This window comes from Pseudomonas syringae group sp. 247E2, from assembly GCF_032587795.1.
Lineage (GTDB): Bacteria > Pseudomonadota > Gammaproteobacteria > Pseudomonadales > Pseudomonadaceae > Aquipseudomonas > Aquipseudomonas amygdali.
On the sequence record NZ_JAWHPK010000005.1, the window covers coordinates 156,880 to 182,897 of the forward strand.

Genomic DNA, 26,018 nt, shown 5'->3' on the forward strand with positions numbered 1-26,018 from the left:
GACACTCGAAGCGAGTCTGCAGCCTGTCAGGAACAGGCTTGTTGAAACAGTTCGTGGGCCTTGACCAGCGCCTCGGCGATTTTCTCCACGGGCTCACGCTTGGCCATCGCCTGATCCCGCAGCGCGTTGTAAGCGTCTATTTCAGACATACCCTTGGTTTCCATCAGGATGATTTTTGCCTGCTGCACGGTACGCATCACCGCCATGCGCCCTTCCAGGCGCTTGACGTGTTTTTCCCGTTCCCGTGTTTTGCGTGCCTGGCTAAGAGTGATGGCCAGCGCCGTCAACAGGCCGAAAGACCTGACCGGCGAGGGAATCACCGAACAGGCATTGAGCTGCACCAGCGCCTCGACAATGATCGGGTTTTCATAGGCGATCACCGGAATGATCGGCGGCGTCGAGCTGTGCAGCAGCCAGGGCGTATTGGTCGACAGGCTTTCCGGCGACACCGCCAGCACGATCACGTCAGCCTCACTCTGCAACCGTTCGGGGATCGGCCACTGCACGCGTACCTGGCAACCAATACGCTGCAACTGGGCGATCAGGTTGCGACCGTCTTCATCATCGGGGTGCATCACCAGCACGCTGATGTCGCGCAGGTCCTTGATGCCGCCTGCGCTGTCGTTACGCAAACGTTTCTTGGCGGCACGCAGGGTCATGGACGCCTCCCGGTCAGGCTGGACCAGCCATTGAAGTCAGGCGCCACCGCATACGGATCGGGCTTCAGCGCTTTCTGACTTTCGTAAAGGATGTCGAACTGCCCGTCGGCATTGGCACGGCCGATCCGCGAGTACAGGTAGGTATGGTGATTGTGTTCATCGATACGCACCCGTCCCTGAGGCGCGTCGTATTCCAGACCGCGCATGGTCTGCAAGACATCCTCCACCTCCGTGCTGCCCGCCCGGGCTATCGCCTTGGCCAGCAGATGGACCTGAAAATAAGCGGCTTCCCAGCAGCGATCGGTCACTTGATGCTGGCCAAACATCTCCCGGTATTGCGCGATGCACTGGCGATTGAGCGGCGTATCGATCGACTGGAAGTAAGTGGCTGCCGAAATGTGCCCTGTGCCCAGATGAACGCCCATCTGCTGAATATCGGTTTCACTGGTGGTCACACTGGCAATCGGCATGACCGCAGGGTCGAAACCGGCATCGGCGTACGCTTGGTACAGGTGCGCCATGGTGTCACCGACCACGGTGGAAAAGATGAACGACGGTTTCAGCTCCCGGGCCTTGACCATGAGCCTGGCGAAGTCCTCTGGCCTGGCGTTTTTCAATGGCAAGTAGTACTCGCCCAGCTTGCTGCCACCGCGCTCGTAGAGCAGGTCGCTCATCAGCCGATTGGTTTCGTACGGGTAGACGTACTCGGAGCCGATCATCAGCACGCGACTGCCAAAGTGGTCGAACATGTAACTGCCCAATGGCACGGCGTTATGGTTCGGCGTGGCACCGGTGTAAATGATGTTGCGCGAATACTCGAAGCCCTCGTAGTAAACCGGATAGAGCAGCAACGCGTTGTACCGTTCGACGACGGGCAAGACTGCCTTGCGCGCCGCCGAGGTGTAGCAACCGAAGAAAAACCGCAGATTCTCTTCACGAATCAGCGATTCAACGTGCATGGCAAACAACGCAGGCGTTGAATCCGGGTTACGGGTAATCAGTTCCAGAGGACGGCCATTCACGCCTCCTGCCGCGTTGATCTGATGGATTGCAAACTGTGCGCCGCGCATTGTTGAACACTCACCGGCAGCAGTAACGCCGGTATTGGAAAACAGACCTCCTATGCGGATCGACGGGTCAACCATGTCTATGAACCTTGTTCAACGTGAGGTGAGACGCCCGAACCTGGCCGGGAGCCTGAAAGAAGACTGAGCGAATAACCGTGGATTCAACGGTGGCTCTCAGGCGGTTGTGCCTGGGGCTGGCGTGACGGCAGTGTCAGGACCAGTCGTGCGAGGGACCTTCCACACCTGCCGAGAGTGGGCGTGTGGCAAGAGACCCTGCGAGGGTGCTGATCAGGCTTATGCAGGGAGCGGGCCATAGGTGCTGCGTGGGTGTTGATGACTCGTGTGTCTGCTGGCCGGGGCGTTCCCTTGGTAACAGGCATTTGCTGGCAGAAACGGGCGTACATTCGCAGGGGGTCTGTCGCTCAAAACATAGCATTCGCGAACAAGTTCGCTCCCACAAAAGCTGTGCGAATGTCCCAGAAAAACGTCGGTAGCCTCACGTTTTTGGTGCGCAAGAGGCCCGTTCGCGCCAAAGCGGCGCATGCCGGTTTGTTCGTGCAATTAATGCAGGGATGCTCTGCCACACGGTTTCAAAACCCGTGCAAACAGCCGTTTCGGAACTTGGCATTGCCCTTGCTATGTTCCCCCTGAGACATCGCGCCAGCTGTCTGCCCTACGCCCCCTTGGCAAGTAGGGAGACACCTCGCGTACGACTGGATCGGACACAGTTTGTCCCGCCAGATTCGGCACAGAAGCCTGACATCCCGCCCATTGATTTGGCCGGGATGTCGGGCTTTTTTTATTCCTGGGAGAAAAGTGAATGCACAACGACAAACGCCGTTTGATCAAGCATGCTCTGTTGCTGGGTACGATCAGCCTGCTGCCGTTTTCCCTGATCGGTGAGGCGCAGGCGGACGAGACTGTGAAAGTCGGCATCATCCACTCGCTGACCGGCACCATGGCCATCAGTGAGGCCTCGGTGGTCGACGCCGAAAAGCTCGCCATCGAAGAGATCAACGCCAGTGGCGGCGTGATGGGTAAAACCATCGAACCGATCGTTGAAGATGGTGCCAGCGACTGGCCAACCTTTGCCGAGAAAGCCCGCAAGCTGCTGGAAAACGACCACGTCGCAGTCACCTTTGGCGCGTTCACCTCGGCGTCGCGCAAAGCGGTGCTGCCGGTCTTCGAGCGCAACAAAGGCCTGCTCTATTACCCGACCTTCTATGAAGGGCTGGAAAAATCCCCGGCCATTATCTACACCGGCGCAGAGGCCTCGCAGCAGACCCTGGCAGCCGTCACCTGGCTGATGGCCAACAAGGGCAAAAGCGTCTATCTGGTCGGCTCCGACTACATCTGGCCACGCACTACCAACAAGCTGGCGCGGGCATCGGTCACCAAACAGGGCGGCTCCATCGTCGGCGAAGACTACCTGCCGCTGGGCGCTATCGAATTTTCCTCGGTGATCAACAAGATCAAGGTGGCCAAGCCGGACATCGTGCTGTCGACCATCGTCGGCGGCTCGAACGTGGCGTTCTACAAGCAGCTCAAGGCTGCCGGTATCGACAGCAGTAACCAGACGCTGATGGGCCTTGCGATCACTGAAGAGGAAGTCACCGGCATCGGCGCGGAAAACCTCGTCGGCTTCCTGACCTGCATGAGCTACTTCCAGAGTCTGAAAAACCCGGTCAACGAGAAGTTCGTTCAGGCCTTCAAAACGCGCTACGGGCAGCAACGCGTAGTCGGTGACCCGATGGCAGCAGCCTACACCGCGGTGTACCTGTGGAAAAAAGCCGTCGAGAAAGCCGGTAGCTTCGACGTGCCCAAGGTGATTGCCGCCTCTTCGGAGCTGACCCTCGACGCCCCGGAAGGCGAGATCAAGGTGCACAAAGACAACCACCATCTGTGGAAACGCGCACGCATCGGCACGCTCAACGCGCAGGGTCAGGTGGACGTGATCTACGAGTCCGCACCGATCGAGCCCAACCCGTTTCCGAAACTCTGATACCGGGCCGGGCGCGATCTGGTTCGCGCCCGCTTTCGTCAATGTGCAGCAACAGGTAGCGACGGCATGACTCTCGATACGCTGGTAATGCAAGTTTTCAGCGGGTTCTCGCTGTTTTCCGTGCTGGTGCTGATGGCACTCGGGCTGACCATCGTGTTCGGCCTGATGGGCGTGATCAACATGGCCCACGGTGAACTGATGGCGATGGGCTCATACATGACCTACGTCACCTCCGTGGTGTTTCAGCGCTACTTCCCCGAGCTCATGGGCTGGTATTTCATCATAGGCATCGGGATGGCCTTTGTGGTGACCTTCGCCTTCGGTCTACTGCTGGAACGCTGCTTTATCCGCTTCATGTACAACCGGCCACTGGACACATTGCTGGCAACCTGGGGGCTGTCGCTGGTACTGCAGCAACTGTTCCGCCAGGTCTTCGGCCCCAAGGAAGTCAGCGTGCCCACCGTGCAGTGGTTGCAGGGAGCATGGAAAATCAGCGACGGGCTGGAGCTGCCCCTCAACCGGATTTTCATCATCGGTCTGACGTTCGTGATTGCCGCAGCGGTATTTCTGTTTCTCTACCGCAGCCGCTGGGGCCTGCGCATTCGTGCAGTGACCCAGAACCGCGCGATGGCCGGAGCGGCCGGGATCAACACCGCGCGGGTCGATTCGGTGACGTTCGCGCTGGGCTGCGGCCTGGCGGGTATTGCCGGGAGTTCATTCACCATGCTCGCCTCCACCGGCCCGGTGAGTGGCCAGCAGTATCTGGTGGATACCTTCATCGTGGTGGTGTTCGGCGGCGTCGAAAGCCTGCTCGGTACCTTTCTCTCGGCATTCGCCATCGGCCAGACGCAGATCTCGCTGGAATACCTCACCACCGGCTCCATGGCCAAGGCGATCACCCTGCTGGTGGTCATCGTGCTGCTGTTTTTCCGCCCCAATGGCCTGTTCGCCACGAAAGTGAGACGTTGAGATGAACAACATGACTGAAAAGCCACTGGCCGGGACGCCGGTCAAAGCGGCCCGATCAGACTGGCTGAGTGGTGGCTGGTTGTCGCTGATCGAGCGCTACAGCCTGATCTGGCTATCGCTGCTGTTGTTGGTGGTATTGCCGCTACTGCTGGGCGATTTCCGTCTGGGGCTGGCGGGCAAATACCTGAGCCTGGCGTTCTGCGCCGTGGGCATGGTGATGATCTGGGGCTACGGCGGCATTCTCAGCCTCGGCCAGGGGATCTTCTTCGGCCTGGGCAGCTACATGATGGCGATGTACCTGAAACTGGAAGCCACTGCCACGGACGAAGCCGCCAGCGCCCTCGCCGCTTTCTACGGCTCGGCGCTGCCGGACTTCATGATCTGGAACAGCGTCGAGGCCCTGCCCTGGTGGTGGAAACCGTTTGAATCGGCCACCTTCACCCTCGCAGCGATCCTGATCCTGCCTGCGCTGCTGGCGTTTCTGTTCAGCTATGCCTACTTCAAGAAGCGCGTCGGTGGCGTGTACTTCTCGATCATTACCCTGTCACTGGCCTCGATCATGTCGATCATGATCATCGGCCAGCAGGGCTACACCGGCGGTGTAAACGGTCTGACCGACTTCAAGACCGCCTTCGGCATGAGCCTGCAAGCCCCTCAGACGCCCTGGATTCTTTACCTGATCACCACGCTGTTACTGCTGGCCAGTGTGGCAATGTGCGGTTTCATTCTGCGCAGCCGCCTGGGCAAGGTCGTCGTGGCGATCCGTGACCGCGAAGACCGGGTGCGCTTTTCCGGCTACAACACTGCGTTGTTCAAGGCGTTCATCTTCGCCGTGGCGGCCCTTATTTCAGCGCTGGGCGGCGTGATGTTCACCCTGCAGGTTGGTCTGGCTTCGCCATCGCTGGTGGGCATCATTCCGTCCACGGAAATAGTGATCTATGCCGCGCTGGGTGGTCGCCTTTCACTGGTCGGTGCGGTATACGGCACGCTGCTGATCGGGGCAGCCAAGACTTACCTGTCGGAGAACTTCGTCAGCTTCTGGCAATACTTCATCGGCTTTCTGTTCATGGCGGTGGTGCTGTTCCTGCCGACCGGCCTCGCCGGGCTGTTGCAACGCCTGAGCAACAAGGAGGCGCAGTCATGAGCGCAATGTTACTGAGTGTCGAAGACCTGACAGTGTCATTCGATGGCTTCAAGGCGGTCGATAACCTCAACTTCTATGTCGAGGAAAATCAGGTGCATGTGGTGATCGGCCCCAACGGCGCGGGCAAGACTACCCTGCTCGACATGATCTGCGGCAAGACCCGCCCGAGCGCAGGCAGCATCCGCTTCAAGGACCTGCAACTGGCGAACATGATCGAGTACCAGATCACCCGCGCAGGCGTGGGTCGCAAGTTTCAGAACCCGTCGGTGTACGAAGACCTCACCGTGCGCGAAAACCTCGACATTTCCTCGCCGGACAAGCGCGGCATCTTCAACTGCCTGTTCGCTGGAAGGAATGCAGCGCTGAGCGCCGAAATCGAACAGACCGCAGAGATGATCTTTCTCAAGGACCAACTGGGGCGCAAGGCCGGGTTGCTGTCTCACGGCCAGAAGCAGTGGCTGGAGATCGGCATGTTGTTGATGCAGCGCCCGGAACTGCTCCTGCTCGATGAGCCCGTGGCCGGCATGAGCGCTGGCGAGCGGGAGAAAACCGCTGGCCTGCTCAAGCTCATCGCCAAGGGCCGGGCAATGGTCATCATCGAGCACGACATGGAGTTCGTGAAATCGGTGGCCGACAAGGTCACCGTCCTGCATCAGGGCAAGACCCTGGCCTACGGCTCGATGGATCAGGTACAGAACGATCCTCGCGTCATCGACGTCTACCTGGGGCACTGAACATGCTGAATGTCTCTCACCTCAATGTGTATTACGGCGACAGCCATGTGCTGCGTGACCTTAGCCTGGAGCTTGCACCGAGCGAGTCGCTGGCGATCATGGGCCGTAACGGCATGGGCAAGACCACGCTGCTGAGAAGCCTGGTGGGCATGCTGCCGACCCGCAGCGGCAGCATCACCCTGGCCGGGCAGGAACTGACTGGCAGCAAGAGCTATGAGCGGGTTGCAGCCGGGGTCGGTTTCGTGCCGCAGGGGCGGATGATCTTCCCCTACCTGAGCGTCGAGGAAAATATCCTCACCGGCATGCAGGGCGCACCCGCTGCGCCGATTCCCGACTACGTCTACGAATACTTTCCGGTGCTGTTCGAGATGCGTCGGCGCAAGGGCGGCAACCTCTCTGGCGGCCAGCAGCAACAGCTGGCCATCGCGCGGGCATTGGTCTCCAATCCCAAGGTGTTGATCCTCGATGAACCCACCGAAGGCATCCAGCCCTCGATCATCAAGGACATCGCCAAGGCGCTCAATCTGCTGAAAAAGGAGCGCGGGTTTTCGCTGATTGTTTCCGAGCAGGTGCTGTCGTTCGCCATGGCCGTGGCTGACCGCTATCTGATCATCGAGAAAGGCGAATTCGTTCATAGCGAAGTCCGCGAAACCGTCGACCGCGAGCGCATCCTGCGCTACCTGACCATCTGAATAGAGCACAGGAGCCATCGCCATGCTGATACTCGACCGCATTCTGGGCCAGGCCAGCGACCCTGCCCTCGCCGACCGCCTGCATGACCTGAGCCACGCCGGACAGGTCGAAACCCTGAGCCTGTCTGGCAGTGACATTCAACGCCATCGCCTGCGCCTGGCCAGTGATCGGGGCACCGACTGCGCCATTCGCCTTGAGCGTCACCAGCAGCTGCGCAACGGCTCGGTACTGATGCTCGACAGTCAACGCGCCATCGTCGTGCAGATGCAGGATCAGGAATACCTCGACCTGTTGCCAAGGGACGCAGCAGCGGCGCTGGAGCTGGGTTATTTCGCCGGCAATATGCATTGGGCAGTGCGCTTTGCCGGTGACATCCTGCAAATACCGCTCAATGGCCCGCAAGCCGATTACCTTGAACGTCTGGCCCCCATGCTTGCGGACGGCCGGGTGCGATGCGCATGAACGCCATGAGCAGCCTGCTGCTGGCCCTGCAACAGGCCGACAGCTTCTTTCCCGGTGGCGCGGTGGCATGGTCGTGGGGCCTGGAAACCCTGCTGGCTGACGGGTATCTCGGCAATGGCGAAGTCGTCGCGCCACGCCGCCGACAGCGAACCGTTCGCCTCAACCGCAGTGCCGAGGTGCACGGCTTTGTCGAAGGCCAGTTGCGCCACCGCTGGAACAGTTTTGACCGGGTATTTCTACTTGCTGCATGGCGCACGGCCGATGACCAGCCTGCGTTGATGGCCATGGACGCGCAGATCGAAGCCTTGACCCTCGCCGAGGAACTGCGCCAAGGCTCACGGCGTGTAGGCCAGGCATTGCTGGCCGTGCACGTCGCGTTGGGCATGCAGGATGCGGCGGCTTATCAGCAGCAGGTTCTGGCGGGTAACGCGCCGGGGCATTTGCCAGTTGTGCAGGGCTTGCTCTGGAACCGTCTGGGCATGCAGCGCGATCACTGCCAGCTGGCGGCGGCGCACGGTTTGTGTACCGGGCTGGTCAGCGCCGCCGTGCGCCTGGGGGTCATTGGCCATATCGATGGGCAACGGGTCCTGACCAATATCCAGCCGCTGATCACCGAACTTCTCGCAATGGAGCCACCCACCCCGGACGACGCCTGTGGTTTCACGCCCATGGCCGAAATCGCCGTGATGCGCCACGAAACCCAGGACCTGCGCCTGTTTGCCAATTGAGCCAGCCACCCTACCGGGAGCCCTGTCATGCTGCTGACGCCTACCGAACTTGAACGACTGACGCTATACACCGCCGCCGAACTGTCACGCAAACGCCGCAGCAAGGGCCTGCGCCTGAATTTTCCGGAAGCCTCGGCCCTGATTGCCGACGAGATTCTTGAAGGCGCGCGTGAAGGCCGAAGTGTTGCCGAGCTGATCGGGTTCGGCTCGACCATTCTCAATACCGATGATGTGATGCCAGGCGTCGCCGACCTGCTGCCCGTGCTGCAAGTGGAAGGCACCTTCCCGGACGGCACCAAGCTGGTCACCGTGCACCAGCCCATCAGGCCGGGCAAACTGCCGCTTACGGTCATGCCGACACCTGGCGAGATACTCTCGCCGGACAGCGATATCCAGCTCAATAACGGCCGGCCGACCGCGACCCTGCGAGCGATCAATACGGGTGACAGGCCGGTACAGATCGGCAGCCACTACCATTTTTTCGAAGTCAACAAGGCGCTGGATTTTCCGCGCGAAACGGCCTTCGGCATGCACCTGGACATTCCCGCAGGCACGGCGGTGCGTTTCGAACCGGGCGAGCTGCGCGAGGTGCAATTGGTGCAGTTCGGCGGCACTGGTGACATTCACGGTTTCAGCGGCCTGACCAACGGCAACCTGCACGACCCGGCCTGCAAACAGACAGCGCTGGAGCGTGCCCGCGCCCAACATTTCAAAGGAGCCTGAAGCATGGCGACGATGACCCGCAAGGAATACGCTGCCATGTACGGCCCCACCAAGGGCGATGCAGTGCGCCTGGGCGACACCTCGTTGCTGGCCGAAGTCGAATTCGACTACTCGGTGCCCGGCGACGAGTGCCTGCACGGCGGCGGCAAGACCCTGCGCGACGGCATGGGCCTGATGCCCGGTCATGACAGCGCCGACGGTGCCCTGGACATGCTGATCTGCAACGCGCTGATCATCGACCCGGTGATCGGTATCGTCAAAGGCGACATCGGCATCAAGGATGGCAAGATCGTCGCGATTGGCAAGGCAGGCAATCCGCAGATCATGGACGGCGTACACCCACAACTGATCTGCGGCGTCGCCACCACGGTGCGCGATGCCGAGGGACTGATCGTCACCCCCGGTGGCATCGACGTGCATGTGCATTTCGACTCCGCGCAACTGTGCGAGCACGCGCTGGCGGCGGGCCTGACAACCCTGATCGGCGGTTCACTGGGACCGATCACGGTCGGCATCGACTGTGGCGGGGAATGGAATGTCGGCAAGATGTTACAGGCCGCCGAAGCATGGCCGATCAACTTCGGCTTTCTGGGGCGCGGTAATTCAAGCAAGCCCGAATCGCTGCTCGGGCAACTGCGCGGTGGCTGTCTGGGGTTGAAGATCCATGAAGACTGGGGTGCCATGCCTGCGGTGATCGACACCTGCCTGAAGGTCGCCGACGAATACGACTTTCAGGTCCAGTTGCACACTGACACGCTGAATGAATCCGGGTTTCTTGAAGACACACTGGCGGCCATCGGCGACCGCACCATCCACATGTACCACACAGAAGGCGCAGGCGGCGGACACGCCCCGGACATCATCAGTGTGGCGGGTAAAAGCAACTGCATACCCTCCTCCACCAACCCGACCAACCCTTACACGGTGAACACGTTCGACGAGCATCTGGACATGATCATGGTCTGCCACCACCTCAATCCGGACGTACCGGAAGACGTGGCGTTCGCCGAATCGCGGGTACGGCCACAGACCATCGCCGCTGAAGACATTCTTCACGATACCGGAGCCATTTCGATTCTCGGCTCTGACAGCCAGGGCATGGGGCGCATCAACGAGGTGATCTGCCGCACCTGGCAACTGGCGTCGAAAATGAAAGACCAACGCGGCCGCCTGCCGGAAGAAACCACGGCACTGGGCGACAACGAGCGGATCAAACGCTACATCGCCAAATACACCATCAACGCTGCGCGGGTGTTCGGCATCGATAGCTACATCGGCTCGCTGGAGCCCGGCAAACTGGCCGATCTGGTGCTGTGGCGACCGGCGTTCTTTGGCATCAAGCCGGAACTGGTGGTCAAGGGCGGTTTTATTGTGCATGGCGTGATGGGCGATTCCGCCGCCTCGCTGTACACATGCGAGCCATTGGTGATGCGCCCGCAATGGGGGGCGTTTGGCGAGGCGAAGCAGGCGCTGTCGGTCAATTTCGTCAACCGCCTCGCCGTCGAGGCCGACACCGCTACACGGCTGGGGCTCAAGAAGCAAATGCTGCCCGCGTTCGGCACTCGCACCCTGCGCAAGTTGGACATGTTGCACAACGATGCCTGCCCGGACATCCGCGTCGACCCGCAGACCTTCGACGTGTATGCCGACGGCGAGCGTCTTTACTGCGAACCGGTCAGCGAAGTGCCCCTAGCGCAGCGCTACATGCTGCGCTGAACCTCGACCACACAGGAAACCCGACGATGAGCCTGCCCTTGAATGCACCCGCCACGCACACCGATGTCCAGCCTCACCCCGGCGCTGCCCGAGTCGGAATTGGCGGCCCGGTAGGCTCGGGAAAAACCCGTTTGCTGGAACAACTGATTCCACGTTTTATCGCGCGTGGCATCGAGCTTGCGATCATCACCAATGACTTGGCCACTCGCGAGGATGCCGAGCGCGTGCAGCGCAGTGGCCTTATCGACCCGCAACGGGTGCGCGCAGTGGAAACCGGTGCCTGTCCGCACACCGCCATTCGCGAAGACCCTACCCTCAACCTGCAAATGGCTGACGAGCTGGAAGCACGTTTCGGCAATCTCGACCTGGTGCTGATCGAGTCAGGCGGCGACAACCTGGCCTCGACCTTTTCGCTGGATCTGGTGGACTTCTGGATCTTCGTCATCGACGTCGCGGGCGGTGACGACATACCGCGCAAACGTGGCCCCGGCGTATTGAGCTGTGACCTGCTGGTGGTCAACAAATATGACCTGGCGCCTTATGTGGGCGTTGATCTGCCACGCATGCGGCGCGAATCGGCGGACGCGCGAAATGGCCGGCCCGTCCTGTTTACCAACTGCGGCACCGGTGAAGGTGTCGACGCAGTGGTTGACGCGATAAGCCGCGCCGTATTGTTCGACCGCCCATGAACGCCCATCAAACGTTACTGCCCGTCCAGGCCAAAACCACGGCGCATATTGCCTTCAGCAAAGCGCCTTCGGGGGCCAGTTATGTATCCCGTCAGGAAGTCGGCTACCCCTTCCACCTGGGCCGCACGCTGAAACTGCCACAGGACCCGCTCGGCATGGCAGCGATCTATCTGCAATCGTGTTCGGGCGGCCTGTTTGCCGGGGAAACGCTGCACCTGCAACTGCACGCCGGGCCGCACACGCAGGTGCACGTCAGCACGGGCGCGGCAACGGTCGCCCACAGCATGCTGGAACGGTCCGCGCAGCAGAGCGTCACGCTGGTCGCCGAACCTGGCGCGCTGCTGGAGTACCTGCCGATGGCCACCATTTTGTTTCCGCAGACGCAGCTGCACAGCCTGGTAAATGTCACCTTGCACCCCGATGCGCGGGTCATGTTGTGCGACGCTTTCTGCCTGCACACGCCCCAAGGCAGCGAGGGCTTACCCGGCTTTTACCGCGCCGATCTGCAGATTCACTGCCCGGCCGGAAAACTGCTGGCCGGTGATCGGCTGGCAATGACTGGCGCAGACCTGCAACGTCGTTTGCCGGGCGTCAGCGGTCAATTGCAAGCCTTGGCGACGTTCATGCTGGTGGGTCAGGGTTTACCTGTGGAGGATTTGAAACGGGCCTTGCGCGATGCATTGTGCATAGTCCCAGAGAGCTATCTGGGCGTCAGCGCGCTGCCGAATGATTGCGGCGTATCTGTGCGCATCATGACCGCCGATGCCGTGGCACTACGCAACGCCCTGCACCTGGCCTGGGCGTGCGCTCGCCAGCAACTGACCGGCATTGCGCCGCGGGCGCGGCGCAAGTGAAAAAGTTCGGGGTTGATGTGGGACCAGGGCTGATGTAGATCGATGCAGCCCCGGTCGTCACACTGGCTCAGCGATAACGTTCAAGCCAGTGAGCGTAAGGCGCAGGCAGAGTCCAGGCCGATTTTTCGACACCCAGCTCTTTCGCTGCGAAGTACGCCCAGTGCGGGTCGGCCAGATGCGCACGGCCTATCGAAACCAGGTCAAGCTGGCCGGATTTAACCGCGTCTTCTGCCAGTTTCGGCTCGCCAAAGCCCCAGGCGCTGGTCACCGGAATATCTGCTTCACGGCGCACACGCTCGGCAATTGGCCCCATGAACGCAGGCCCCCATGGAATGTTGGCGTCTGGCGTGCTGAAACCGACGCTGACACTCAACAGATCCAGACCACCAGCCTTGAAGCGACGCGCCAGCTCGATGGACTCGGTGAGGGTCTGTTCGTCACGACCGTCGTATTCAAGTACCCCAAAGCGTGCTGTCAATGGCAGGTTTTCCGGCCAGACTTCACGCACCGCTGCCAGCGTTTCAAGCAGGAAACGGCTGCGGTTATCGAAGCTGCCGCCGTATTCATCGGTGCGCTGGTTGGAGTGCTCGGAGAAGAAGCTCTGCCCCAGATAACCGTGGGCAAAGTGCAGTTCGATCCACTCAAAGCCCGCATCACGAGCTCGACGGGCGGCATCGACGAAGTTCTGACGAACGCGGGCGATATCTTCCAGGGTCATGGCGCGCGGGACTTTCGGCAGGTTGGCACCGAACGCAATAGCGGAAGGCGCAATAGTGTCCCAACCGCGCGAATCGGAAGCGGGAATGTGGTCGTCGCCTTCCCATGGACGATTGGCGCTGGCCTTGCGTCCTGCGTGGGCGATCTGGATGCCCGGCACGCAACCTGCGTCCTTGATGGCTTTGACAATCGGCACGAACGCCTGCGCCTGCTCATCGTTCCAGATACCGGTGCAACCGGGGGTGATGCGCCCTTCCGGTGCAACCGCGGTGGCCTCAACCACCAGCAAACCTGCACCGCCACGCGCCATACTGGCAAGGTGAACGTGGTGCCAGTCATTGACTACCCCGTCGATTGCCGAGTATTGGCACATCGGAGGAATGGCGATTCGGTTACGCAGCGTCACGTCTTTCAGTTTGAAGGGTTCGAACAATGCAGACATTGAAAAGCTCCCGTAGGCCAGATGACTTTTGATTTCAGTTATTCGATGGTAATCGAACTATGGCAATCAACGGAAGCCTTGATATCATCCGCACCATGCGAACCTTCCAACACCCTGATCCAGAAGACCTCACCCTCGAACGCGTGCTCTACGCCTTGAGCGACCCGGTGCGCATGGAAATTGTGCGCTACCTTGCGGGTGTCGCCGAAGCCACTTGCGGTGAGCTGGACGGCGGCCGGCCGAAATCCAGCATGTCCCACCACTTTCGCGTTTTACGGGATGCAGGGCTCGTGCAGACGCGAAACATCGGCACCACGCACATGAATTCGTTACGCACGCAGGTGCTGGAGAGCCGGTTTCCCGGGTTGTTGGGGAGTGTTCTGGCGCAGCGGTAAAGCAGCAAGGCGTCATTCCTGAGCACCTGTGCTGTCACTTCATTGCATGAATGCGAAAACGCCCGGTATCAGTCAATTGCCTGATACCGGGCGTTTCTTTGCTGCTGCGAATCTATTTACCGATCCGCTTACGCAACTGCATTACAGCTGAAATTTCCCCACTTCCATCTGCAGACTGGTGGCCAGGTTTTTCAGCCCGCCGCTGGTCTTGAGCAGTTCCTGAACCGACATGTTGTTCTGTTCGGCCATTTGCGCAGAACGCTCGACGTTGCGTGCCACATCCTGGCTGGCTACGGTTTGCTCACGCAGTGCAAAGGATATCTGGTCGACCACTTGCAGAACCTTGCCCGAACTGTCGCGAATCTCGATGATGGCCTGACCGGCCGTGCCAGCCATCTCCACACCCTGATTCACTTCCTGAACACCGCTGCGCATGCTCTCGACCGTTTCGCGTACGCCTGCCTGAATTTTCTCGATCATTCCGGCAATTTCCTTGGTGGACTTGCCAGTGTTCTGTGCAAGCAGGCGTACTTCATCGGCAACCACGGCGAAGCCGCGACCTTGCTCACCGGCACGAGCCGCTTCGATAGCGGCGTTGAGCGCCAGCAGGTTGGTCTGGTCGGCGATGCCTTGAATCACGCTGATGATCGATGAAATGTGCTCGGAGTGCTGACCCAGGCCTGCGACCTGTGTTGACGACAGCTGCACGGTCTTGGCAATGCCGTTCATGCTGGACAGCGTATTTTCGATGACCTGCGCACCATCCTTTGACTGCTGACCCGAACGACTGGCGAGTTGATGCGCCTCATCGGCATTTTCGGAAACGTGGTGGATGCTGACGGTCAGCTCTTCAATGGTAGCCGCCATCATCGACGCAGACGTCGACTGTTCCTGAATTGCACCGGAAAGCTGCTCGGAAGCACCGGAGATCTGTTGCACGGCAAGTACCAGCTGATTAGCCGCCTGGCTGATCTGTTGAATCATCTCACGCAGGCGGTTTTGCATACGATCAAACGCTTTCGGCAGTTCGTCGTGGCTGCTGGTGTCGATCACTGTGTCCAGCTTGCCATTGGCAATTGCCGTTGCAGCATCGATGGCCAATTGCAGGCGTGCTGTGGTGCTGCGCCCCAATGCGGTAGCCAGAATAGCCGAGAGCAGCGCTGCCGCAAGGCCGCCACACATCAGAATCATGATAGCGAAATGCTTGGCGTCCAACATATTCTGGGTTCTTTCCACCAGAAGCTTGTTCTCGGTGGCGCTGATTTCAGCCAATAAGGCACGCATGCTGTCCATCTTGGCCTTATCGGCACCGGAGGTAATGCGATTGTCCAGCTCGTCATCGGACATGTTGCGAGCGGTCAGGTCGCGGCGCAGGGCGATGATCGGATGGATATCTTCATCGAGCCAGCGCTTCTGAGTTTCACCCAGCGAGGCCAGACGACGCTGTTGTTCCGGGTTATCGGCGGTCAGGCGCTTGAGCGAATCGAGCTCTTCGGTGAAACGCTTTTCACCTGCTAACAGCGGCTCCAGAAAGGCATCTTTCGAGGCGATAACAAAGCCTCGCATACCCGTTTCGATATTGATTAGTTGCTCAAGAGCCAGTTGTGCATCACTGAGTACCTGATAGGTATGGACGTTGCTGTTAGTAGCGTCCTCAACCTGCTCGAAGCCTCTGTAGGCACTGAACACCAGCACGGCGATTAGAACGACTATAGCAACGAAACTGAAGTACAGCTTTTGCGAGATGCTGAGCTTGCTGAACATGATGTTAATCCTTAGCCGTGCCTGTCCGTGGCAGGGTGATGAGCTATCTAGTCGACAGAGGTGGTGGAACTATTCTGCGCGAGCGATGTCGTTTCGACATCTGTGTTGTCGCCCGTGCTTTCCGTAACTTTAGGGTCCGGCTTTAAACACACTGCATAAATGGCATGCTGTTTTAGTCAACCTAATGATAAGGCTGAAGAAAATAATTTAAATGACGACCAGCCTGTAAATTTTTCGCACACGAATTCGCTAAAATATTGACGTTGGAAAAACGTTATTATTTTCTATATAAGTTTGGACATGCGCGGTGCAATGACTCTTTTGCGCCTTGTTGAGCGGAGACTATCGGTGAGTCACGTGCACCCTTAGTTGGGAAAAGTCATACTAATCGCTCAACATACGACCCGCCGCAGCGCTTCCTTCCATTCCAGATACAAACCCTGCAGATTCCTGCCGGGAACGGGGTCAAAGCGTTCGCGCTGTCTTTCCAGCGCTTGCAGGTCGGCGGCGTTATTCCAGAGGCCGAGGGCTTTGCCCGCCAGGTGCGCGGCACCCAGCGCCGAGACTTCCGGCGACAGGCTGCGGATCACCGGGCGTTGCAACAGATCTGCCAGAAACTGCATGAGCCAGCGATTGCGGGTTGCCCCACCATCCACCCAAAGCTCTTTGAGCGGCGTGCCGATGTCAGCCTGCATCGCATCGAATACATCGCGAATCTGATAACCGATGGACTCCAGCGCAGCGCGCATGATGTGGGCGCCGGAAGCCCCTTCGGTCAAGCCGCAGATCAGCCCGCGGGCGTCAGCCTGCCAGTGTGGCGCGCCCAGTCCGGACAGCGCCGGTACAAAGTAGACACCGCCATTGTCGGCCAATTGCGTGGCCTGTTCGCTCAGGGCATCTATGGATTCTCCGGCCACCAGTCGCGCGGCCCATTGCACCGCTGCGCCGGTGTGTACGATGTTGCCCTCCATTGCATAAGTCGACGCTACGCCATCATGCCAGGCCATTGTCGTCGACAGCCCATGGCTGGAGGCGATGGGCCCGACCATTGGCGTCATCAGCGAAGAGCCGGTGCCCAGGGTCGCCTTGACCAGTCCGGGGGCAAAACCGCCCTGCCCGTAGAGTGCAGCATGCGAATCGCCGATCATCGACAGAATCGGAATACCCGCGTCCAGCCCGCCGACCGCCACGGTATGAGCAAACAGGCCAGCACTGGGCTGAATCGTGGCCAGTGCAGCAGCAGGGATTGAGAACAGCTCGAGCAATTGCGGATCCCAGCAGCGAGTATGCAGGTTGAACAGCTGGGTACGTGCCGCGTTGGAGCAATCGGTCGCGAAAGCTTGCCCTGCGCTGAGCTTCCAGAGCAACCAGCTGTCGATGGTCCCCAGGCAGATTTCCCCTGCTGCTGCACGAGCGTGACCATTGTCCAGGTGATCGAGAATCCAGCGCATTTTGCCAGCGGAAAACATCGGGTCGAGGGCCAGCCCGGTTTTGCTCAGAATCATGGCTTCATGGCCTTGGGCATGCAGCTCGGTGCACAGCGGCAAGGAACGACGGCATTGCCAACTGATGCAAGGCGACAAGGGTGCCCCGCTGGCCCGGTCCCACGCCACCACCGACTCGCGCTGGTTGCTGATGGCCAGTGCGCTGATCGGGCGCTGCAGACCAGTCATGCAATCTGCGATGGCCTCAAGCGTGGCTTGCCAGATCAGCAATGGGTCCTGCTCCGAATAACCGGCCTGCGGGTGGCTGATGCTCAAGGGCCGTGAACCACGTGCGACGACTTGCCCCTGTTCGTTGACCAGCACGGCCTTGGCATTGCTGGTGCCTTCATCGATGGCCAGAATCAGCGGAGAGTTTTCATTCATGGTCTGGTTACTCGACATGCAGAAATGCCCCTAACGCAAACGTGCAGCGGCCGCGACAATGCCGTCCACATCAATGCCGTGCAAGGCACGCGTGGGTTCACGGGCACCGGCTGCTGCGTACTCACCGTCACCGATGCCCAGGCGAATCAGGGTGATGCCCAGCGCGTTCTCGGCGAGCAATTCAGCCACCAGGCTGCCGAGCCCGCCGTTGATGTTATGTTCTTCGACAGTAATCACCCCGCGACTGCCGCTCAAGGCGTTGAGCAGCGCATCACGTTGCAGTGGACGAATCGAAGAAAGGTTGATGACCTGCGCGTCGAGCCCCTGCTCCGCCAACCGCGCCGCAGCGTCTACCGCTTCATGCACCACCGAACCCAGCGCGACGATGGTCAGGTCTGAACCACGGCGCAGAATATCGACTTTTCCGGGTACGAAGCGGTAGCTGGGGTCATGCAGTTCACGCAGCGGCTTGCCATCAAGGCGGATGTACACCGGGCCGTGATAACGCAGGGCGTAATAAATGATCTGCCGGCACTCCAGCGGGTCGGACGGCGCGAAAATCTGTACGTTGCCAAAGCCGCGCATGACCGAGATGTCGTCCAGGCAATGGTGGGTACTCGCCAGCGGCCCATAGCTGGTGCCCGCATTGAGCCCGAACATTTTCACGTTGGCCTGGTTGTAGCAGACGTCAACCTTGACCTGCTCGCAGGCCCTGGAAATCAGGAACGGCGCAGCGTTGCAGGTGGCAGCGATCTTGCCCCCCAGCGCCAGGCCCGCTGCCACACTGACCAGCGACTGCTCAGCGATGCCGACATTGATTACCCGCTCCGGAAAACGCTGCATGAAGGGGGCGATCTTGGCGGTGGACGTCGAGTCGCTGACCACTGGTACCAGGTCCAGACCTTCGTCGACGGCCGCGATAAACGCGTCCACCATCACGCTGGCAAAATGCTCACTCGACATGATTCAACTCCTCCAGTGCTGCGCTGACTTCATCACCTTTCGGCACCCGGTGGTGCCATTCGGATCGCCCTTCGATAAACGACACGCCCTTGCCTTTGATGGTGTGGGCGATCAGCACCTGAGGCGCGCCTTTGCGAAGTTGCATCTGCTCCAGAGCCGTCACCAGTTGCCCGACATCGTTGCCATCGCATTCGCTGACCGTGAAGCCAAACGCCGCCCATTTCTCATCCAGCGGGTCCAGCGGCATGATCTCTGCCGTGAGGCCCGCCAGTTGCAGCTTGTTCTTGTCGACGATCACAAACAGGTTGTCCAGGCCGTACTTGGCGGCTGCCATTGCCGCCTCCCAGTTCGAGCCTTCCGCCAGTTCGCCGTCGCCGGTCAGCACGTAGATTCGTTTGGTGCTACCGGACATCTTCGCCGCCAGCGCCAGGCCTACCGCAACCGGCAGACCGTGGCCCAACGCACCGGTATTGAGCTCGATGCCCGGCGTTTTCTGCCGCACCGGGTGGCCCGGCAGACGCGAATTGAAATGCTGATACTCGGGCAGCCACGCTTCGGGGATATAACCGGCCTGGGCCAGACAGCAATACAGACCACCGACGCCATGGCCTTTGCTCTGGATGTAGATATCGCGCGCCGGGTCTTCGATGCGCTCGGGGCTGATATCGAGAATACGGAAATACAGGGTTGCAAGAATGTCGGTTTCCGAAAGGTCGGCCCCCGTGTGCCCTCCCGCAGGCGATCCGGCATTGAGGGTGATGACATTACGCCTGATCAGGCGTGCCTGTTCTTTGATCTGCTGGGCATCGTAGCGGAAGGCATTCATGGAGCGGCTCCTGCGGGGCTAGCCACGCGGTGATTCATTATTCTGAAAAGCACTTGAATATTTATTCACAGCTGAAAATATATTTATATTTAGACGCTGATCGCTCAGCAGGTCAAGCAGGCGCGCACCTGAAAAATCAAAAAACGTTGATTACATTTTTTGCCGACGACATTTGAATCAGCTGCGCGAGGCTCTGTCTTGAGGCTCACAGGGACGTTTGAGGTGTATTCGCAAGGATTGAAGAAAATTAAACCGCTTGACTTTGCTCAGCCGGAGATGGAATCTGAATTAACAGTCAGGCATGCATATATATTCAGGCAGCCAGAACAAACTCCAACAACAATAAATCCGGAGACCCCCATGGACGCCAAAGCCCCTGCTCATCAGGCTGCCGCAAAACCGTCAGGCCGGGCGTGGTTGCTCAAGCTGTTGCCTGACAACATCGGTGGGCCATTGATTGGCCTGGCCCTGCTGCTGGTGGTCTTTTCCTTCAGCTCCGAATTCTTCTTCACCCTGCGCAACGGTCTGAACATCCTTGACCAAGTGACAGTGCTGGGCATTCTCGCCATCGGCATGACGGCGGTGATCGTCATCGGCGGCATCGACCTGTCTGTTGGCTCGGTGCTGGCGTTTTCGATGATGATGCTGGGCTGGCTGTATCAGGGCCAGGGCCTGGCGCTGGGCCTGGCGATCCCGATAGCCATAGCGACCGGCATGCTCGCCGGGCTGGTGTCCGGCTTGCTGATTACCTACGCCAGACTGCCCGCTTTTATCGCCACGCTGACGATGATGTCGGTCGCCCGAGGCCTGGCAAATATTCTTACCGAAGGCCGGCAGATCGTCGGTTACCCGGAGTGGTTCACCAGCCTGGCCACCGTGCGCCATTTCGGCTTTCTGTCGGCCACAGTCGGGCTGTTTCTGGTCATGCTGGGCGTGGCCTGGGTATTCCTGCGTTTTCGGGCCGGTGGGCGCAACCTGTACGCCATTGGCGGCAGCCCTGAAGTAGCGAGGCTTTCAGGGATCAAGGTGCGAGCCATCACTTTATGGGTGTACGCCATCAGCGGCGCGCTTGCCGGCATCGCCGCTGTGACGATGGCCGCCCGCCTCGACTCCTCGCAACCCAGCGCCGGGCTGACGCTGGAACTGGACGCCATTGCCGCAGTGGTTATCGGCGGTGCCAGTCTCAGCGGCGGTGTCGGCAGCGTCGGTGGCACGCTGGTCGGTGTATTGATCATCGGCGTGCTGCGCAACGGCCTCAACCTGCTTGGCGTTTCGCCCTTCATTCAACAGGTCGTTATCGGCGTGGTCATTGCCCTCGCCGTGACCATCGATACCTTGCGTCGTCGCTCCAACAGTGCCCACTAAGCGTTGTCGTTTTGTGCTTGACCGATGTTGACATCCCCAACAATAAAATCAGGAGTCACCGCCATGTTCATGACCAAAAAACTGCTCCTCGCCACGGCCCTGGCCGCCGCCACACTCACCACAGCAGGCCCGACCTGGGCCAAAGAGCTGACCATCGGCCTGGCCGTAGCCAATCTGCAGGCTGACTTCTTCAACCAGATCAAACAGTCGGTCGAAGCCGAAGGCAAAGCCCGCGGGGTGAAGATCATTACCGTCGATGCGCAGGGCAATTCATCGACTCAGGTCAGCCAGATCGAGGACCTGATCACCCGCCAGATCGACGCGTTGATCTACATTCCCGCAGGTGCCACTGCCGCTGGCGTGCCGGTCAAGGCCGCCAAGGCTGCCGGGATTCCGGTAATCGCTGTGGACCGCAATGCGCCTGACGCGCCCGGCGACACATTTATTGCCAGCGACAGCGTGGCCGGTGCGCGCACGCTTGCCGAATACGTTGGCAAGGTGACTGGCGGCAAAGGCCGCATCGCCATCCTTCAAGGGCAGTTGGGCACAACCCCGGAAAACGACCGGGCGAAAGGTTTCCAGGAAGGTTTGAAAGGCTTTCCCGGCCTCAAGGTCGTTGCCGAACAGCCTGCCGAATGGGCGCAGGACAAAGGCTTTGCAGTCGCTCAGGACCTGTTGCAGCGTGACCCGAACATCAGCGTCTTTTTCGGTCGCGCTGACGCGATGGCCCTCGGTGCTGCACAGGCGGTAAAAGTCGCCAACCTCGGGCAACCGGTGGTCATAGTCGGTTTTGACGGCGACGTGGCAGGCCTCAAGGCGGTGGCAAGCGGCCTGCTGCAAGCGACCATGACCCAGCAGACGCAAAAGATGGGGCGCATGGCCGTTGCCTCCGCACTTGACCTCAAGGCTGGCAAAGCCGTGCCCAAGGAACAACTGCTGGAAACCGTGCTGACCACCAAAGACAACGTCGCGCCTTTCCTGCAACAGCACCCTTGAGCCACGGAGTCCGCCATGCAAGCTGCTCTGGATAACCCGACGCGCCATAACCCTGAGGTCACACCTGCAGCAGTGCTGTGCCTGCGTAACATTGGCAAGACTTACGGCCCGGTGCAGGTCCTTTCACAGATCAATGTCGACGTGCGGCCAGGTGAAGTGCTCGCCCTGCTCGGTGAAAACGGCGCAGGCAAATCGACCTTGTCGTCGATTATCGCGGGCCTCGTGCAGCCTGAAGCGGGAGGCTCCATGAGCTGGCTCGGCGAGGATTATGCGCCAGCCTCGCCGGGGGCGGCGCTGGGCGCTGGCATCGGCCTGATTCATCAGGAGATTCGCCTGCTGTCGCAGTTGTCGATTGCCGAAAACATCTTTGTCGGGCGGCTGCCCATGCGCCACGGCAAGGTCGACCGGGACTACATGCAAGCGCAGGCACAGAAGCAGTTGGAACGCCTCGGCCTCGACGTGTCAGCTTCGCGCAAGGTCGAGGGTTTAAGCGTCGCTGCACAGCAACTGGTCGAGATCGCCAAAGCCCTGACCCTGAACGCACGCCTGCTGATTCTCGACGAGCCCACCGCCGCTCTTGGCGGTGAAGAAACCGAGCTGCTGTTTCAACAGGTCGAGCGCCTCAAGGCTGAAGGCGTGTCGTTCATCTATATCAGCCATCGTCTGGAAGAAATCGCACGAATCGCCGACCGTATTCTGGTACTGCGCGATGGCCGCCAGATTGCGCTCCACGCCACCGCGCAGGTGCCGGTGCGCGAACTGGTCGAACAAATGGTCGGGCGCAGCCTGGAACGTATCTTCCCCGTCCTGCAAGCGCCGCAGGACAGAGTGATGCTGCAGGTCAAGGACCTCGCCTGCCGCGAGTTCGCCTTGCATGGCATCGACTTCAGCGTACGCGCCGGTGAAGTGTTCGGCATCGCCGGAGTGGTTGGCGCGGGCAGAACCGAACTGATTCGGGTGATTGCGGGCGCAGCCCGGGATATTCAGGGGCACATGCAACTGGATGGCGAAACCGTTCAACTGCACTCACCCTCGCAAGCGATTCAGGCGGGCGTGGTGCTAGTGCCTGAAGACCGCAAGCAGCAAGGCGTGGTGGTCGAGCACCGTATCGAAGACAACCTGGTCTACGGCAACACCGACCTGCTGCGAAGCGGCAACTGGGTATCGCCAAAGAGCCTGCACGCGTTTGCCCGAAACGCCATTTCGCGCCTCGGCGTAAAAGGCGCGCCCGAGCAGCGAATCGACAGCCTGTCCGGCGGCAATCAGCAGAAAGTCATCATTGCCAAATGGCTGGCCCGCAACCCCAAGGTGTTCATTCTCGACGAGCCGACCCGAGGCATCGACGTTGGTGCGCGGGCGGCGATCTACGAGGTGATCGCCGAGCTGGCGGCAACCGGCATGGCCGTGATCGTGGTCAGTTCCGACCTCGACGAAGTGCTGGGTTTGTCACACCGGGTCATGGTCATGAGCCGTGGCAGGCAAATGGGCATCCTTGAACGTGGCGAAGCGACACCGGTGTCAGTCATGGAAATGGCCACCGCCTGAGAGCCAACACACTGATTACGTGGAGAATGACATGCAACTTTTTCGTCTGGACGGCCAGGTGGCCTTTGTGACTGGAGCCGGCAGTGGCATTGGCCAGGCCATTGCAGTCGGCCTTGCCGAGGCCGGTGCTGATGTGGCGTGCTTTGACTTGCCAGGCAGCGCGGGCATCGGCGACACCGTAGAACGCATCAACGCACTGGGCCGACGCGCGCTTGCGCTGCAAGGTACTGTCACCGACCGCGCGACGCTGGATGCAGCCATCGCGCGCACTGAGACTGAACTGGGCGCGCTCAGCGTGGCCGTCAACTGTGCCGGGATCGCCAACGCACAGGCCGCCGAAGACCTGGAACTGCAACGCTGGCAAACCATGCTGGACATCAACCTCACCGGCATCTTTCTCAGTTGCCAGGCCCAGGCGGCGGTCATGCTGCCGCGCGGAAAAGGCGCCATCGTCAATATCGCCTCGATGTCCGGCAGTATCGTCAATCGTGGGTTGCTGCAAGCCCACTACAACGCCTCGAAAGCGGGCGTCATTCACCTCAGCAAAAGCCTAGCGATGGAATGGGCGGACAAGGGTTTACGGGTCAACTGCATCAGCCCCGGATACACCGCCACGCCCATGAATTCAAGACCGGAAGTGGCCGAGCAAGTGAAGATATTCGAACAGACCACGCCCATGGGACGCATGGCCAGCGTGGACGAGATGGTCGGCCCGGCGGTCTTTCTGGTCAGTCAGGCTTCATCGTTCTGTACCGGCGTCGACCTGCTGGTGGACGGCGGCTTTGTCTGCTGGTGAGCCCGCCCTGCCCATCACTGGAGCACACTCATGTATCAACGTTTTAGCGGTAAAACCGTGGTTATCACCGGCGCATGCCGAGGCATCGGCGCAGGCATTGCCGAGCGTTTCGCTCAGGAAGGTGCCAATCTGGTGCTCGCCTCCAACGACCTTGAGCGAGTGACGTTCACCTCTGAACAACTGGCCAGCGAATATTCGGTCAACAGCTTGGCGCTGGGCATCGACGTTACCGATGAAGCCGACATACAGCGCCTCTACCAGACCGCCCACGAGCGCTTCGGCAGCATCGATGTGTCGGTGCAAAACGCCGGCATCATCACCATCGACCATTGCGAAAAAATGCCCCGCGCAGACTTCGACAAGGTCCTGCAGGTCAATACAACCGGCGTCTGGCTCGGCTGCCGGGAAGCCGCCCGCTACATGGTCAGACAAGGCAGCGGGCGGTTGATCAACACATCCTCAGGCCAGGGCCGTCAGGGCTTCATCTACACTCCACATTACGCCGCGAGCAAAATGGGTGTGATCGGCATCACCCAAAGCCTGGCGCTGGAACTGGCGCGGCACAACATCACGGTGAACGCCTTCTGCCCAGGCATCATCGAAAGCGAAATGTGGGACTACAACGACCGCGTGTGGGGCGAAATCCTCGGCACCGAAGAAAAGCGCTATGCCAAGGGCGAACTGATGGCCGAGTGGGTCCGCAACATCCCCATGCGTCGCGCCGGCAAGCCCTCGGACGTCGCCGGGCTGGTCGCATTCCTGGCCTCGGATGACGCCGCCTACCTGACCGGTCAGGCGATCAATATCGACGGCGGGCTGATCATGTCCTGACCGCTGTGGCAGGCACGACCCGCTGCCAGTTTGGTATCCTCGCCGCCACTTTGGATATCGCTATCATTTTTTGGGGCCTGCATGAGCCAGATCGAAGAACAACGGCTGATGAGCAAGATCGCCAGCCTCTATTATGAAGAAGGACTCAAACAGTCCGAGATTTCCACCCGCCTCGACCTGTCCCAATCCTTCATCAGCCGCGCCCTGCGCCGTGCGTTGCAGGAAGGCGTGGTGAAAATCACCGTCATGCGCCCGCAAGGCCTGCATCTGGAGCTGGAAAGCCGCTTGCAGTCCCTGTACGGCATACGTCAGGTAATCGTCGTCGAAGCCACCGAACCGGACAACGAAGAAAGCATCAAACAAGCCATCGGCTCGGCCGCCGCGCATTACCTGGAAACCAGCCTTAGCGCTCAGGACCACATCGGTATCTCCTCCTGGAGCAGCACTATCCGCGCGATGGTCAGCCACATGCACCCCCAACCGGGCAAACAAAGTGCCCAGGAAGTCGTGCAACTGCTCGGTGGCGTCGGCAACAAAGGTGCCTTTGAAGCCACCCTGCTTACCCAGCGCCTGGCCACCCTCCTCAACTGTCCCGCCTTCCTGCTGCCGTCGCAGAGCATCGAGCAATCGGTAGAAAGCAAACAGCGCATCGTCGAAATGGAAGAAGTCAAAGAAGTCCTCCAGCGCTTCGACAGCATCACCCTCGCCATCGTGGGTATTGGCGAACTCGAACCGTCACAACTGCTGCGCAACAGCGGTAACTACTACACCGAAGACATGCTGCGCGTGCTCGCTGAACGGGGTGCGGTGGGTGATATCTGCCTGCGGTATTTTGATGCCCAAGGCAAACCGGTGCTGGAAGAGGATGAAGAGTTTGTGGTGTCGATGGGCTTGCCGAAGCTGCGGTCGATCAATCGCGTGCTGGGGTTGGCTGGGGGGGTGAGGAAGGTGCAGGCGATCAGAGGAGCGTTGTTGGGGGGGTATCTGGATGTGTTGATTACGGATTTGGTGACTGCGCGGGGGTTGGCGGGTTGAGCCAAAATCCCCCCTTCTCCTGCATATTATTGTAG

Annotated in this window: 25 protein-coding genes; 18 read left to right on the forward strand and 7 right to left on the reverse strand. The window is 60.0% G+C overall.

Features of this window, described 5'->3' with window-relative positions:
- Nucleotides 1-26: 26 nt before the first annotated feature.
- Nucleotides 27-659, reverse strand: a complete 633-nt coding sequence (locus RYC18_RS06695) for an ANTAR domain-containing response regulator (protein WP_005746856.1) — start codon at nt 657-659, stop codon at nt 27-29.
- A complete protein-coding gene (locus tag RYC18_RS06700; protein ID WP_005746857.1) occupies nt 656-1,804 on the reverse strand; it encodes a transporter substrate-binding domain-containing protein in 1,149 nt (382 codons plus the stop codon). Before RYC18_RS06700 ends, RYC18_RS06695 begins: the two co-directional genes overlap by 4 nt.
- A gap of 742 nt (nt 1,805-2,546) precedes the next feature.
- On the opposite strand from RYC18_RS06700, the gene urtA reads away from it, so the two are divergent.
- The 11 genes from urtA (at nt 2,547) to RYC18_RS06755 (ending at nt 12,440) form a co-directional block, all read left to right on the forward strand.
- Nucleotides 2,547-3,728: an urea ABC transporter substrate-binding protein gene (gene urtA / locus RYC18_RS06705; RefSeq protein WP_005746859.1), complete on the forward strand. Its 1,182-nt coding sequence runs from the start codon at nt 2,547-2,549 to the stop codon at nt 3,726-3,728.
- Nucleotides 3,729-3,794: 66 nt separating this feature from the next.
- Nucleotides 3,795-4,697: an urea ABC transporter permease subunit UrtB gene (gene urtB, locus RYC18_RS06710; protein ID WP_005746860.1), complete on the forward strand. Its 903-nt coding sequence runs from the start codon at nt 3,795-3,797 to the stop codon at nt 4,695-4,697.
- A gap of 1 nt (nt 4,698) precedes the next feature.
- Nucleotides 4,699-5,841 (forward strand): urea ABC transporter permease subunit UrtC, encoded by a 1,143-nt coding sequence (gene urtC, locus RYC18_RS06715; protein WP_005779754.1) that lies wholly within the window; start codon nt 4,699-4,701, stop codon nt 5,839-5,841.
- Nucleotides 5,838-6,575, forward strand: coding sequence for an urea ABC transporter ATP-binding protein UrtD (gene urtD, locus RYC18_RS06720; protein WP_005753678.1), 738 nt, complete (start codon nt 5,838-5,840; stop codon nt 6,573-6,575). The genes urtC and urtD overlap by 4 nt, the downstream gene beginning before the upstream one ends.
- A 2-nt stretch (nt 6,576-6,577) precedes the next feature.
- Nucleotides 6,578-7,267: an urea ABC transporter ATP-binding subunit UrtE gene (gene urtE / locus RYC18_RS06725; protein ID WP_005746864.1), complete on the forward strand. Its 690-nt coding sequence runs from the start codon at nt 6,578-6,580 to the stop codon at nt 7,265-7,267.
- Between the two features lie 22 nt (nt 7,268-7,289).
- Entirely contained in the window at nt 7,290-7,730 is a 441-nt protein-coding gene (gene ureE, locus RYC18_RS06730) for an urease accessory protein UreE (RefSeq protein ID WP_005746865.1), read from the forward strand.
- Nucleotides 7,727-8,458 (forward strand): urease accessory protein UreF, encoded by a 732-nt coding sequence (locus RYC18_RS06735; protein ID WP_005746867.1) that lies wholly within the window; start codon nt 7,727-7,729, stop codon nt 8,456-8,458. The genes ureE and RYC18_RS06735 overlap by 4 nt, the downstream gene beginning before the upstream one ends.
- A gap of 27 nt (nt 8,459-8,485) precedes the next feature.
- Nucleotides 8,486-9,181 carry an urease subunit beta gene (locus RYC18_RS06740; protein ID WP_316884565.1) on the forward strand — a complete coding sequence of 232 codons (696 nt, stop codon included), beginning with the start codon at nt 8,486-8,488 and terminating at the stop codon, nt 9,179-9,181.
- 3 nt (nt 9,182-9,184) lie between these two features.
- A complete protein-coding gene (ureC, locus tag RYC18_RS06745) occupies nt 9,185-10,897 on the forward strand; it encodes an urease subunit alpha (protein ID WP_316884567.1) in 1,713 nt (570 codons plus the stop codon).
- A 26-nt stretch (nt 10,898-10,923) separates the two neighbouring features.
- Nucleotides 10,924-11,586 (forward strand): urease accessory protein UreG, encoded by a 663-nt coding sequence (gene ureG, locus RYC18_RS06750; RefSeq protein ID WP_005746871.1) that lies wholly within the window; start codon nt 10,924-10,926, stop codon nt 11,584-11,586.
- The gene (locus tag RYC18_RS06755; protein ID WP_316884569.1) at nt 11,583-12,440 is read left to right on the forward strand and encodes an urease accessory protein UreD; all 858 of its coding nucleotides are present in this window, start codon (nt 11,583-11,585) and stop codon (nt 12,438-12,440) included. The genes ureG and RYC18_RS06755 overlap by 4 nt, the downstream gene beginning before the upstream one ends.
- A 67-nt stretch (nt 12,441-12,507) precedes the next feature.
- On the opposite strand, the gene RYC18_RS06760 is transcribed toward RYC18_RS06755, so the two are convergent.
- A complete protein-coding gene (locus RYC18_RS06760) occupies nt 12,508-13,599 on the reverse strand; it encodes an NADH:flavin oxidoreductase/NADH oxidase (RefSeq protein ID WP_316884571.1) in 1,092 nt (363 codons plus the stop codon).
- A gap of 59 nt (nt 13,600-13,658) precedes the next feature.
- On the opposite strand from RYC18_RS06760, the gene RYC18_RS06765 reads away from it, so the two are divergent.
- Nucleotides 13,659-13,994, forward strand: a complete 336-nt coding sequence (locus tag RYC18_RS06765) for an ArsR/SmtB family transcription factor (RefSeq protein WP_005753663.1) — start codon at nt 13,659-13,661, stop codon at nt 13,992-13,994.
- A 141-nt stretch (nt 13,995-14,135) separates the two neighbouring features.
- Here RYC18_RS06765 and RYC18_RS06770 read toward each other — a convergent pair whose 3' ends face one another.
- From RYC18_RS06770 to RYC18_RS06785, 4 genes are all read right to left on the reverse strand, one after another.
- Entirely contained in the window at nt 14,136-15,758 is a 1,623-nt protein-coding gene (locus RYC18_RS06770) for a methyl-accepting chemotaxis protein (RefSeq protein WP_122358955.1), read from the reverse strand.
- 392 nt (nt 15,759-16,150) lie between these two features.
- Entirely contained in the window at nt 16,151-17,626 is a 1,476-nt protein-coding gene (locus RYC18_RS06775; protein ID WP_316884656.1) for an FGGY-family carbohydrate kinase, read from the reverse strand.
- 30 nt (nt 17,627-17,656) lie between these two features.
- Nucleotides 17,657-18,589, reverse strand: coding sequence for a transketolase family protein (locus RYC18_RS06780; RefSeq protein ID WP_316884575.1), 933 nt, complete (start codon nt 18,587-18,589; stop codon nt 17,657-17,659).
- On the reverse strand, nt 18,579-19,415 hold the full coding sequence (locus tag RYC18_RS06785; RefSeq protein WP_005753658.1) for a transketolase: 837 nt from the start codon (nt 19,413-19,415) through the stop codon (nt 18,579-18,581). Before RYC18_RS06785 ends, RYC18_RS06780 begins: the two co-directional genes overlap by 11 nt.
- Before the next feature lie 360 nt (nt 19,416-19,775).
- Between RYC18_RS06785 and RYC18_RS06790 the strand changes: the two genes are divergently transcribed.
- The 6 genes from RYC18_RS06790 (at nt 19,776) to RYC18_RS06815 (ending at nt 25,983) form a co-directional block, all read left to right on the forward strand.
- Nucleotides 19,776-20,780: an ABC transporter permease gene (locus tag RYC18_RS06790; protein WP_316884579.1), complete on the forward strand. Its 1,005-nt coding sequence runs from the start codon at nt 19,776-19,778 to the stop codon at nt 20,778-20,780.
- Nucleotides 20,781-20,843: 63 nt separating this feature from the next.
- Nucleotides 20,844-21,776, forward strand: a complete 933-nt coding sequence (locus RYC18_RS06795; protein ID WP_316884581.1) for a sugar ABC transporter substrate-binding protein — start codon at nt 20,844-20,846, stop codon at nt 21,774-21,776.
- A gap of 15 nt (nt 21,777-21,791) precedes the next feature.
- Nucleotides 21,792-23,321, forward strand: a complete 1,530-nt coding sequence (locus tag RYC18_RS06800; protein WP_046832687.1) for a sugar ABC transporter ATP-binding protein — start codon at nt 21,792-21,794, stop codon at nt 23,319-23,321.
- Nucleotides 23,322-23,352: 31 nt separating this feature from the next.
- On the forward strand, nt 23,353-24,117 hold the full coding sequence (locus RYC18_RS06805) for an SDR family oxidoreductase (RefSeq protein WP_316884584.1): 765 nt from the start codon (nt 23,353-23,355) through the stop codon (nt 24,115-24,117).
- A gap of 30 nt (nt 24,118-24,147) precedes the next feature.
- Nucleotides 24,148-24,948 (forward strand): SDR family oxidoreductase, encoded by an 801-nt coding sequence (locus RYC18_RS06810; protein ID WP_316884586.1) that lies wholly within the window; start codon nt 24,148-24,150, stop codon nt 24,946-24,948.
- Nucleotides 24,949-25,029: 81 nt separating this feature from the next.
- A complete protein-coding gene (locus tag RYC18_RS06815; RefSeq protein WP_316884588.1) occupies nt 25,030-25,983 on the forward strand; it encodes a sugar-binding transcriptional regulator in 954 nt (317 codons plus the stop codon).
- Nucleotides 25,984-26,018: the final 35 nt, after the last annotated feature.